The organism is Haloferax sp. s1 (genome assembly GCF_058382125.1).
Window position 1 is genome coordinate 1 of the sequence record NZ_JBZRPK010000653.1, and the last position, 12,052, is coordinate 12,052.

A 12,052-nucleotide genomic window follows, 5' to 3' on the forward strand; every position below is an offset into this window, starting at 1 on the left:
GATGCCGAGTAGGAACATCGGGAGGGACATGTAGTTAAACGTTCCCCAGACCGGGTTGGCGACGAGACCGTCCCACGTCGTTGGCACCGCGCCCGTCGCGACGGCCACAGTCACCAGCACTACCGCGGCCGGAACCGTGAGCGCGAGCGTGTACGTCGGGTTGTCCCGGAAGAACAGGTCTGGACGCTTGAGGATGTTGAGCGTGTCGAAGCTCCCCTCTCGGCGCTTGATTCGGTCGAAGATGCTATATCGTCCGGTGAACTGCTCGACGAGGCCACGGTTGAATAAGCCGCGACTGGACTCATCTTCAACGGTGCGGTCGTCCTTGCTCATCTCCAGTACACCGTCGCCGGGGTCGTCATGCATGACGGTCGACATGATAACGACGAAAATCCCACCGAAGAGTGGGATAAGCACGTACACAGTGACGAAGAGGACTAACTCCTGGCCCTGCCCGAGCATGCTCAGGACGATGAGGACGATGATGAGGAGCAAGGGGAAAAGCGAGAGGGTGACGAACACCTCCGCGAATAGCTCAAGTGTTTCGAGCGTGGTCTCCTGTTCCTGTTTGGCAGTCCGGAAGTGTAGCGTCTTCTTGTCGTCGAGGAAGCGCGTCATGTCGCCGCCGCTGTCGATGACCGAGAGCATATCGGTCAGAAACTGACTCAGCTCGTCGCTCGGTGTCTCGAACGCCTGCTGGCGTATCGCGGAACGATAGTCAGTGTCGAAATACTCCGTCTCCAGCAGAATCGTCTTGAACTCTTGGGCCACCTCGCCGTACGTGTCGTCCGCTTCCGCTATCGCCTCGAATATCTCGAGTTGGTTCATCCCCCCGATGGAGAGTGCGTACATGAACGACACCGCATCCGGGAGAAGCATGTTTATCTCGCGGCGACGGCTGCTGGCCCGCAGATACGGCAGCACGATAGCAGTTCCGAAGCCGATACCGAAGCCCACGAGACCGAACACCAATCCGGTCCCGAATACCAAAAGCGGAACGCGGGCGGCCTCGATAATGGCGAGGACGGTCTCATTCGGGACGGGGATTCCGAGTAACGGCCCGACGGCAATCGCTTGACTGACGAACAGGATGTACCCGAGGGTTAACCCGGCGAACCAGAGAGCGAACCCCGACGCTGTTCCGACCGCAAGCGCAACCGAGAGGTACATCTCCACGTTGTACGGCATCCGCGCCTCGCCCAGCTTTCGCTGTACGTCGGCGGCGAATCCGCTGTCTTCACTGAATAGTCGCCGATAGAGAGGATAGAAGATGTCTCCGATCACCTCCAATCTTCGACCGGCGTAGCCGCCTTCTGCGAAACCAAGGCTCATCTGGTCCTCCTCTTACCTACCTTCGGTGGGTTCGTCGTGACTCGACGGTTCGGCGTCCGTAGGTGGCGTCGTCTCACCGTTTGGCGTCGTCCCGTCGTCAACCCTGGCCCCACCATCGGTAGTCGCCTCGTCGTCGACCGCCGCCGGTAGGTCGGGGGCGGTCCCTTCGACGATATCGAAGCCCTGATCTGACTCGTCTGCTTCCGGCTCCGCGGCCTCTGCTGTCTCCCCAGTCTCAGCGGCCTCTGCTGGCTCGGCTCTGGGACTGTCGTCTTCGGGAGCTGCGGCCGCGTACTCGCCGATATCGACGTCTTCGAGTGCCGCAACGAGTGCCTTTATTCGGGAGGTTGATGATTCGGCACCGGCGGCCTCCAGTACCGCGGTCAGGTTGTCTTCGTTGATCTCTGCGCCCGTCTCGTCCAGCAGTAGCGTTGCATACGTGTACTTCATGGTTCTTGGTTCGTTGATTCGTCTCCGCTTCGTTCGTCGTCTGTCGGTTCGTCTGGTTGTGTCTCGCCGCCTGTGTCGGTCGTTCCGCCGTCACCGACCGCCCGGACCTCGCCGTTACTCGCTTCGGACACGGGCGACTCCGCGTCGTCAGGCGCTACGTCGTCCGACTGCAGCAGCGTCGCGCCGTAGAACATGTCCTGAAGGCGCTCTCGTTGTCCGGGTTCAGCGACGATGTTCTCCGTCTCGGCGATATCCGAGAGGACCGTCGCGAGCGATTTCGAGGCATGGCCACGATACTCGGAGAACAGTTCTTCGTCGGCCCGTTCGAGGATGGCCTTCGCTCGTTGGTACGTCTCGCTACCGGGGTCGGGTCGGGGGACGAGTTCCTCCTTCTCCGGGTCGACGTCGATGACGACGCTCTCCATCTTCCGGAGTTCCCCGAGGTGGTCTTCGAGGCGGTCGTTCGCAATCAGCGTCAGGATGGTGTCTGGGTCGTTGAGGAACCCCTGTAGCGTCGCGGCGACCTGCGTGTACTCGTTGAAACCGTTCACGACGAGGTACGCGAGGACGACCTCTCGCTCGAAGAGTTTCCGTTCGAGCGTCTCTTTGTCCCAGCCACGGTCGAACTGTATCTTTCGAAGCGTGTTCGACTTCCCCATCGGCCGGAACTCGTCGTCCTCGGCGTCCCACTGATAGACGTCCTGAACGTTGATTTCGTCGTTCTCGGGGTCGTAGTGGTTGATTTCGGTGAGCGTCTTGTTCCGCCGAATCTTCCGACCCTGGATGCGTGTCTGGGTCTGCACCGAGACGAGGTCGAGCGACGTGAACAGCGTCTTCGAGACGTTGATTGGGTCGGTGGTGAACCGCTTCAGCACCTCGCTGACGTTGTCGGCGTGGAACGTCGTCAGCGTCGTGTGCCCGGTACTCATCACCTGGAAGAGTGTCCGACCTTCTTCACCGCGGACCTCCCCCATAACGATGTAGTCTGGGCGCTGTCGAAGCGCCGCCTCCAGCAAGTCGAACTCGTCGATGTCACCTCTGTCGCTGGTCCCGAACGCGGGACGAGTGACGGAGGCAACCCAGTTTCGTTGGGGGAGTTCAACTTCACGAGTGTCCTCGATGGACACGATTTTCGTGTTGTTGGGGATGAAAAGCGAGACGGCGTTGAGCGAGGTTGTCTTCCCCGATGCCGTGCCGCCTGCGAAGATGAGCGAGCGGTGGTTCTCGATGCAGAGCCACAGGAACGCCATCTGCTCCAGCGAGAACGTCTTCCAGTTGATGAGGTCGACCGGCGTGAAGGGGACGTCCTTGAACTGTCGAATGGTGTAGTTCGTCCCGTGGTCGGAGACGGCCTTTCCGAGTGTGAGTTGCGCACGCGACCCGTCGGGGAGCGTTGCGTCCACCTGTGGCCGTCGTTGGCTGATGCCTTTGCCGGACCGCTGGGCGAGTTTGACGACGAAGTCGTCGAGCTCCTTCTCGCCGTGTTCGATGTTCGTGATGAGCTGTTCGTAGTCCGTATGGTAGACGAAGATGGGCGAGTTGTACCCGTCACAGGAGATGTCTTCGACGTTGATGTCGTGTTTGATGCCGTCGATTCGCTCGTACCCGAGGAAGTCCCGATTGAGCAGGTACAGGAGTTTCTGGACCTGGTATTCGGTTAGGGTATCGGGGTCCTCCGCGAGAACGACAGGTTCCGGTCGTGCCGAAATTCCGTCGAGCTGGCCCTGCATGGCGTCGCCCGGCGTTTCATCCTCTCCGTTGAGGAGACTCAGCAACCCATTGATACGCCTGAGCGGGTTCGTCAGCCCGGACACCTCACCTGCGTACAGGTCATAGCGGTTCAGGAGTCGGTGCGTTTCGCGTTCGAGGACGCTCCGTCGTTCTTCCTCGGACCCGCGGACGATGACGTCGTCGTCGGAGTACTTGATGGCGGTGCGGAGTTTCTTCGAGAGGAACTCCATCAGCGACCGCTCTATCTCGTTTTGGTACGGCGACACCAGGTAGTATTTCTTCTCGTTCTCTCGCAGAGAATGGAAGAGAATGACGAAGGCGTAGGGCTTGTCGACCCAGTAGCGTTCGATTTCGAAGAAGTGGCCCTTCTTGTCCATCGGAACCGATTTCTCGAGGTCGTAGCGATTGGCGAGGGTCGTGTGCCCCTCGACGGTCGAGAAGAACTCGTCCTCGTCGAATTCGGGGTTGACGTTGACCGTCCGCTTGTCGACGACTGCTCGCAAGTCCCGAGCGGCGTCTGCCGCGTCGTGGAGACGGTCACCGATATCGTCCGGGTCGAATCCGAGATACTCCTCGGGACGGAACGGCACCACCTCTCCCCCTTCGCGCGGGAGAGAGCCGTCTTCGGAGTAGTAGTACTCCCTCTTGAAGTGCTCCCACGTGTACCTGTCTTTGACGACCGGCGCGTCTCCGAGCCATCGCTCGAATCGGCGGTAAAGCGCCTTTGCACGCCCTGCGGCCGTCTCGATTCGGTCGGGGAAACTGTCTGGGTGAAACCCAAGCCACTCGCCCGGGTCGAACTCGACCGCATCCCAGTCGGGCGACGACGGGGTTCCCTTCCGTTTTCGGGAACCGAGTCCGAACAATCCACCGTTCGACGACCCGTTCTTTTCGACGTCGCGGTATGCACGAGCGGCGTCGTATCCGTGTTCGCGCATGAGGTCTGCCCAGGTGTATTCGCCGACTGTCACCGGCGTGTCCTCTCGGCCGTCGGTCCATCGGGCATGGCCCTTGCTCGCGTCGCTCACACTTCCACCCCCTCGCCGCTGTGCGGCTCCCATAACTCGTTCTGTTCTCTCCGGCGGAAGCGGTCCTCTATGACCGAATCTCCCCTGCCGGACCGTGTCCGTATCTCAATGTTCATAGTTCTCTCACCACACTCCGAGACGGGCGGTCGCCAGCTCCGTGTCGTCTCGGCGTGTCTATCAGTTCTGGAACCTGTATCTGGATTGTAATAGTCACATTAACCGACTATATGGAATCACTGAATGAAGGTCGGGAAGCTGAACGAAGATTCGGACGCAATGGCGTCAGCCATCGCCCTCAGACGATATTTCGGCTGACGTCGACGTCCACGCTGGTCGTTAGAGTGAGTTTAATGATGTCTTCAAGCGCGTGTCCACCGCGGAATTTCGGGACCATGAGTGTGTTCTCGACGCTATCCCCGCGTCGTTCGGTCGAGAGCTTGAACACCGTGTCGGCGACGTACTCGGTGACGTCACGCCGGGGCGGGACGTGCTGACCGTCCAGGCAGTGGAAGAAACCGATGGAGTTCGCGTCGTCGAGACCGTCGCGAAGTTCGTTCAAGAAGTCCCAGTATTGGGTTGGTGGGAGTTGCTCGAACGGCTCTGTGGGGTCGACGATGAGCGTCGAGGAACTGGGGAGTTCTGCGACCAGTTCGAGGAGATATTCGTCCGGCGCAGTGTTTTCCATCGGAACGACATCGACATTGTCGCCCCCCAGCCCCAACGTCGCCATGACATCTCGGACGTCATCGGCAGTACGGATGGTGGTGAGATACAGCGTCGGGCGGGCTGACGCGAGTTCGTACAGTAGCAGTTCGGACTGGCTAGCCGGCGGTGCCAACACGGCAGTGATGCTTCCAGCGGGGATTCCACCGTTCAACTCCCTGTCGAGGAGTTCGATGCCAGTTTCGAGCGCGGTCATCGACCGACCGCCTCCGCGGACTGCAGGACACGCTGACCGCTTCGAGTATTGTGTCTCATGCGTGATCGGACCTTCGACAGGTGGTCATATTGTTACACGTCAGATTCCACCAGTCAGATTGTTGGTACGAACCCCGGACAGAACTGTTCGACCGATAAACTGGGGGACTGAAACGCTCGCTCAGTGGATATCGACGGCGATTACCGTACTTGCGGGTTAGATACCGGTTAGCCTCCGTTAAACGGGTTGTGGAACTTGCCGTGAAGCCCGTTAGGCAGGCCCAGAAGAATCTCAGTTCATCTTGGATACCAGTTTTTCGAGAATTATAGATCTAATTACAATGCAGGTATCGCGCATCGTGTCAACTGCACCCATGTGCCGAACGTTACGACAGCAGTCAGAAGCTGGCTGGGGGGGTACGCCAGTCGTCCAGACGCGGACGGCGGGCAGTAGTCGTCGGGCGAGTCACACTCGCCCGTCCCGGGACTTCCGATGCGAGCTGTCGTCCGCGTCCGGCCACTCGCGGTGTACCAACAGGAACGAACAATGAAACTACTCGAACTGTTCCAAACGGACGAACGGGCGGTATCACCCGTCCTCGGTGTCGCACTACTAATCGCAATGACAGTCATCCTCGCTGGCGTCGTCGGCTTCGTCGCCCTCGGTGTGAACGCCGGAAGCTCGGATGCACCACAAGCCAGTCTCGAATTCAAAGACGATGGGACGAATATCGACCTCTATCACCAGGGTGGAGACAATATCGAGACCAGTAACCTCGTAGTGAAAGTCAACGGCGCGGATCAGAATTACAACTGGTCGACGACTAAGTTCACGACCGGTGACGAGGAGCAGAATATTGCCACTGCGACCACTGACAACCGGATCACCATCTCCTGGGAAGACCCGAGCAGCGACCGAGTCGTCCAACTCGCCGAGTACACGGTCGAATAACGACGGTATCGAACTGAACTAACAACCTCGTGCGGTCTTTCGGCCGGCCATCCGCGACACAGCGGACCCGGGCCAGCCTTCACCATCATTATGATTCTTAACGTACTCAAACGACGAGTTTTCGATACAGAGACAGATACGGACGCGACGACCGAAGAGCGGCGGTACCAGATTCGGGCTACGGTGCCACCGCCGTCCGGTGGAGGAGGCGACCAGAAGGGAAACCGTCGAGGAGGAAGCCGCAGGAGCACCAACCGGCGCGACGACCGGGCGCAATCGGAGGTCATGGGCATCGCACTGCTCATCGGCATCATCGTCCTCGCGGGAACCATGCTCGTTATCTTCGGCGCGGCGGCCGTTAGCGAGCAGGAGGGAACCGTTGCCACCTCGCAGGCGGAGCGCGGATTCGAGCAGCTTGACACGCGCACGAGTCGCGTGGCTCTCGGCGACGCATCCTCCCAACAGGTGGACCTCGGGTTCGTAGATAACGTCGGGCACGCATACAGCAACGACGAGGGATGGATACGCGTTACCAACCATCCGGCGGATGGCAACGAGACCGAGGTGACGAACACCTCGCTCGGGACCGTCTTCTACCAGCGCGACGAGACGACCGTCGCGTATCAGGGCGGCGGCGTCTGGCGCTCGGACGGTGAAGGGTCGGCCATGCTCTCGCGACCGGAGTTCCACTACAACGACGGCACGCTGACCCTCCCCATCGTCTCTGTTGACGGCGATTCGGGGTTGACCGACCGCGTGCACATCACGAAGAACGGGACGTCGGTGCGGAAATTCCCGGACTCGAGTCGGGGCCTGACCAACAAGCTCGAAAGTGGGACAACCAACGTGACCGTCCAGAGCGACTACTACGAGGCGTGGGGTCAGTACTTCGAGGAGAATACGAGGGGCGTCGTGACGTACAACCACTCCGCCGAGCAGGTGACAGTGACGTTCTTCGCGCTCCCGGACATCCGCAAGTTCGACGTGGGTATCATCGCCACCTCCGACACGGGCGAGTTGTCTGTCGAGGGTACCGGCGCGTACATAGACAGCTACGACTCCTCGCAGGGTGACTACGCGTCGACAAATTCGGCCAACGGGTCGATTCGGTCCGCTGGCAACGTCTTTACGTCCGGTGACGCGCTCATCGACGGGGACGTCGCATCCGGCGGTGTCGTCGATCTGGATGGTAACTCGAACATAAGCGGGGACGTCGAGTGGACCAAAGAACCCGAACCCGACGCCACGGAGAAGACGAAGATAGACGGGAACGTCACTCGAATCGACGGCGTCGACTCGGTCCCGCCTATCGACGACTTCGTCGAAGCGTACGGCGAACGGGTCCGAACCGACGCCGATAACGACGAGACACCACACATCACGAACAACGAACTCTCGATTTCGAACTCACCGGCAGAAATCGGGACGGGAGACTACTACCTCCACAACATGAGTCTCGACGACGAGACGCTCATATTGAACACTACGGAGGGGGACGTCCGAATCGTCGTCCGCGACTGGGCCAAACTGGAGTCGGGGAACCTCACGGTCGTCGGTAACGGCACTGTCCACCTCGTCGTCCAGAGTCAGAACGAGACGACAGTCAACCCGACCGGGCTGGGCTCCAGAGACGTAAATCTCCACGTCGGGAAGAAATCCGACGTTCACGTCCCCGGCGAGGATGCGAACCGTCTCGTCCTCTTCGCACCTCGGGACTTCAGGGCGACCGTCGCCGGCTCGAACAGCCACAGAGCGAGCTTTGACGGCGTCATCTTCGCCCCGGCGGGACCGGACGGACCGGGGTACGTCTACGTCAAACAGGCCAACGTCTACGGTCTCGTCATGACCGGGAACCTGACCGTCGGGCAGTACGGCGCTATCCACTACGACCGCGGCCTCGAAGACACGCTGACGGATGGGTCACCGCTCTCCGAACTCGAATATATGCACGTCGCCGTCCACCGCACCCACATCAGAAGCGCGTAGTATTCGACTGCCGCTCCGGTGCACGCTGGCGCGCAGGCCGGACATCCTATTTTTCGACGGGCGTTGATACCTCTCAAGTTGAGGCTCTTGTACGTACGTACGTAATACTGCGGTCAAAGACGCCGGTTTTCTGCGGACATGGTGGTGTCCCAAGTACCGGTTTGACGGTCAGTTGATTCCCGCTGAGCCGTCCGCCGTCTCGAATTCTGCTGGTGCGTCAGCTACTGCGGCGCAGTCCAGAATTGCGGCGTCGCTTCGAAGTCAATTTTCGCATCCGAGGGCGCACGCTCGTACAGCGCGTCGTGAACCGCTTTGTAGGCCGCTTGCGCGCCCTCTTGAGCGAGTTCGGGATGTTCCCGAGTGTCGAAGACGACGCGCCACTCGCCGTTCGTGAGGTGCAGTCCGAGGATGTACTTCCCCCGGACGTTCACGACCAGTTGGTACGCGTGTGGAATCGTCTTCTCGTCTCGCTCGATGTGGTAGCCCCGAACGGCAATCGCTTGCTGGATTGCCTCCGTGGATTCGAGTTCGGTGACGAACGATTCGGGAACGGCGGTCCCCGGGAGCGATTCGACGAGCGATTCGCTCACGTCCATCCCTCCTCGCATCGCGCTCCTGTCGGTTCCATCGTACTTTATGTGGATGGCCGAGGCGGTTTATGAGACACGGTCTTGGGCCGTCTCGAGCGAATTCGCCCGCGCCTCGAACGAAGCGACTTTGCCTCTCTACGCTCGCAAACGAACTGTGACTTCCCTTCCCGCACACCACGTCGGCATTACCGTTCGCGACCTCGAATCGATGGTCGAGTTCTACCGCGACATCCTCGGGCTATCGGTTATCGACCGATTCGAGGTGAGCGGTGAGGCGTTTTCCACAGCGGTCGACGTTGCCGATGCAACGGGGCGATTCGCTCACCTCGACGGTGGCGACGTTCGCGTCGAACTCGTCGAGTACGACCCTGTCGGTGACGACCGACCGAAACCGGTCCTGAACCAACCCGGTGCGACCCACCTCGGCTTCTCGGTCGATGACGTAGACGCCGTCGTCGACGACTTCCCGCCGGATGTCGAGACGCTCAGCGAGCCACGGACGACAGCGAGTGGAACACGAATCGTGTTCGTCCGCGACCCGGAAGGAAACCCCATCGAACTCCTCGAAGCCTGAGTGGGGAAGAGTACTGCGGGAAACACCGACTATAGACTGGCGAAATATGGCCGTGACTGTGTCACTTCACCGTCACGGCAGCCCGTCTCAATGTCCGGATTGACGCTCCGAACGCTTCGTGTCATCCGCAACACCGACGGGAAGTTCGAGCACGACCGACGCGCCTCCGAGGTTTGTCGAGTCTAACTGCATACTCCCGCCCGCTTTCGTGACTATCCAGTGGACGAGCCACAGACCCATTCCCGTTCCGTGTTTGAGTGGGGTTTCTTCGCCTCGTTGGATGACGTTCCACTCCGATTCGGGGAGTCCCGGTCCGTCGTCGCTCACCCGAATAACGAGTTTCGCTTCGTCGCTGGAGCTCAGAGACACGTCGATGCGGACGGTTTCTCCACCGTGTTCGAGTGCGTTCGCCACCAGTTCGTCGATGGCGACGCCGATGCGGTTGTCGACCTGTGCTGCGCAGTCCGGCTCGATATTCAGCTCGACCGTCGCATCGGGGTAGCGTGATTCGGCCCGACTGACGCTCGTATCGACGATGTCGCGTATGCTTCGGGCGGCCTCGTCCGCTTCGAGGAGGTCCGTCACTGTCTGGGCTTTGTCGGCGAGCGTGACCAACTCGCCCGACGCCTTGAGGATGTTGTCTGCCGCACTGACGAGTTCCTCGTCGGCTGCATTAGTGCGAATCATCTCGGCGTACCCTTCGACGACGTTCACCCTGTTTCGGAGGTTATGACGCAACATCCGGTTTAACACACCCAGACGTTGTCGAATCAACTTCGACTCGGTGATATCCGACTGGATTGCGACGTAGCCGAGGATTTCACCATCCTTCGCTATCGGTGCGATGGTTTGACTCGCCGTGTAGAACTCACCGTTCTTCCGTTGGTCGACGATTTTCTCTTGCCACGTCGAACCCGATTTGATGGTCTCCCAAAGCGTGTCGTAGTACGAATCATCCATCTCTCCTGACTTGAGTATCGACGGCGTCTTCCCGGTCGCCTCTTCTCGATTGTACCCCGTGATGTGCTCGAATGCCGGGTTGACGTACGTGATTTCTCCATCCGGTTGGGTGAGACAGATTGCGTGTCCTGCCTGTTCGACAGCCATCTCGAACTCCCGAAGGCGGTGTTCTCTGCGCTTTTGTTCCGTGATGTCGACGAAGACGCCGACAATCTCTGTCACTTCACCATCGGCATCACGAACCAACGCTGTCGAAAGAAGGAACTCTCGTTTCTCTCCATCCTTTCGCCGACGCTCGACCGGATGATTCGAGAGTCCTCCTTCCTCGATAGACTGCTGAAGAAGCGCTTCGACCTCCTCTCGCCGGTCGTCAGCGATAATGGGCAGTAACTCGCCCACGACTTCGTGTCTCTTCCACCCGAACGTCTCCGAGGCGGCCTCGTTCCAGCGAGTGACCCGCCCGTCGGGTGTAACAGCGAGTATCGCGACTGGAGACGCGTCGAGGACGCTCTTTAGTTGGTTCAACGAGGACTGGACCGACGCTTGTTGCCGTTCGATTTGTCGGTCCTTCCAGGCGGCGAGGATGCCCACGAGCACGCTCGAGATACCGATGAAAAACAGTCCTTTCTGCAGTGTCTCCATCGGCGCCAGCGGAGTACCGAAGACGAGAAAGAGAAACAGCTCACCGCCCAACATCCCGACCACCCCGAAGACCAGATACGCGAGGGCGATAGCTCGGGCATCCAGGCTATCGAGCGGTGAATTATTCATACCCCAACCGTTTCGAACTATGTATTTAAATATGGTGTCCAATTTGACCTTCCGAGGAGTCAGCTATCCACATCTCGAAAGCCGGTGCTGAAGCGCAACCGACATTGCCACTCGACCGTTAGCGAGCATGAAACGCCTCGGCGACACGCGCGGGGCGACACCCCACATGAGACGACGAGACGCCATTAAGACGCTCGGAATTGGTGCACTCACCGCGACCGCAGGGTGTCTCGGTGGGTTCGAACAACAGTCCGCGTGGCGCGACCCCCCGCTCGTCGAGGACCGACCCGATGCGGTGTACCTCCCTGCAATCACCGAAGGGATGAAGATGTACGGGAAGACGACCACCGGCCCCTTCGGCGTGGCGCTCACCTACTCCTACCCGCACCGCTTTTGGACCGTCGCTGGGACGGAACTACAGAAAACTGTCGTCGAAGCCGACGACTCGCTGCACCTCATGGCATCGCTGTGGGACAAGGAGACGGGAACCGTCCTGCCGATTGATGCGGGCCTCACAATCGAAGTCCTCCGTGACGGCGACTTCGTGACCGAGGAACTCGCCTATCCGATGCTCTCGCAGCAGATGGGCATGCACTACGGCTCGAACTACGTTCTCGACGGCCAAGGCGACTACGAGGCCCGAGTCCACATCGGCACCGTCTCGAAATCTCTCCACACGACGGGGGCGTTCGCCGACCAGTTCGAATCGGCCGAGACGGCTTCCTTCGAGTTCTCGTTCAACACCGACAAACTCTACGAC

8 protein-coding genes and 2 pseudogenes are annotated in these 12,052 nt (G+C 59.8%); 4 read left to right on the top strand and 6 right to left on the bottom strand.

All coding sequences use genetic code 11. From position 1 onward, the window contains the following. The 4 genes and pseudogenes from QT222_RS15025 to QT222_RS15040 all read right to left on the bottom strand — a co-directional run. A partial coding sequence (locus tag QT222_RS15025) for a type II secretion system F family protein (RefSeq protein ID WP_491477636.1) occupies positions 1–1,332 on the bottom strand: 1,332 nt, incomplete at its 3' end. 108 nt (positions 1,333–1,440) lie between these two features. Then, positions 1,441–1,782: pseudogene (locus tag QT222_RS15030) on the bottom strand (P1/P2 acidic ribosomal protein); the annotation flags it as partial. Continuing rightward, positions 1,779–4,574: a type II/IV secretion system ATPase subunit gene (locus QT222_RS15035; protein ID WP_491477637.1), complete on the bottom strand. Its 2,796-nt coding sequence runs from the start codon at positions 4,572–4,574 to the stop codon at positions 1,779–1,781. The gene QT222_RS15035 and the pseudogene QT222_RS15030, both read right to left, overlap by 4 nt. A gap of 262 nt (positions 4,575–4,836) precedes the next feature. After that, the gene (locus QT222_RS15040; protein WP_004060855.1) at positions 4,837–5,460 is read right to left on the bottom strand and encodes an RAD55 family ATPase; all 624 of its coding nucleotides are present in this window, start codon (positions 5,458–5,460) and stop codon (positions 4,837–4,839) included. 492 nt (positions 5,461–5,952) lie between these two features. Between QT222_RS15040 and QT222_RS15045 the strand changes: the two genes are divergently transcribed. Together QT222_RS15045 and QT222_RS15050 are read left to right on the top strand one after the other, a co-directional pair. Next, positions 5,953–6,411, top strand: coding sequence for a type IV pilin domain-containing protein (locus QT222_RS15045; protein WP_491477638.1), 459 nt, complete (start codon positions 5,953–5,955; stop codon positions 6,409–6,411). Positions 6,412–6,501: 90 nt separating this feature from the next. Continuing rightward, the gene (locus tag QT222_RS15050; RefSeq protein ID WP_491477639.1) at positions 6,502–8,397 is read left to right on the top strand and encodes a DUF7289 family protein; all 1,896 of its coding nucleotides are present in this window, start codon (positions 6,502–6,504) and stop codon (positions 8,395–8,397) included. Positions 8,398–8,618: 221 nt separating this feature from the next. Here QT222_RS15050 and QT222_RS15055 read toward each other — a convergent pair whose 3' ends face one another. Further along, complete coding sequence (locus QT222_RS15055; protein ID WP_491477640.1) at positions 8,619–8,987, bottom strand: DUF7964 domain-containing protein; 369 nt, start codon at positions 8,985–8,987, stop codon at positions 8,619–8,621. A 154-nt stretch (positions 8,988–9,141) separates the two neighbouring features. Between QT222_RS15055 and QT222_RS15060 the strand changes: the two genes are divergently transcribed. Further along, complete coding sequence (locus tag QT222_RS15060; protein WP_049917567.1) at positions 9,142–9,561, top strand: VOC family protein; 420 nt, start codon at positions 9,142–9,144, stop codon at positions 9,559–9,561. Positions 9,562–9,648: 87 nt separating this feature from the next. Here the strand turns inward: QT222_RS15060 and QT222_RS15065 are convergent, their stop codons facing one another. Beyond that, positions 9,649–11,292, bottom strand: a complete 1,644-nt coding sequence (locus QT222_RS15065; protein WP_491477641.1) for a PAS domain S-box protein — start codon at positions 11,290–11,292, stop codon at positions 9,649–9,651. Positions 11,293–11,458: 166 nt separating this feature from the next. On the opposite strand from QT222_RS15065, the pseudogene QT222_RS15070 reads away from it, so the two are divergent. Then, a pseudogene (locus QT222_RS15070) lies at positions 11,459–12,052 on the top strand (iron transporter); the annotation flags it as partial.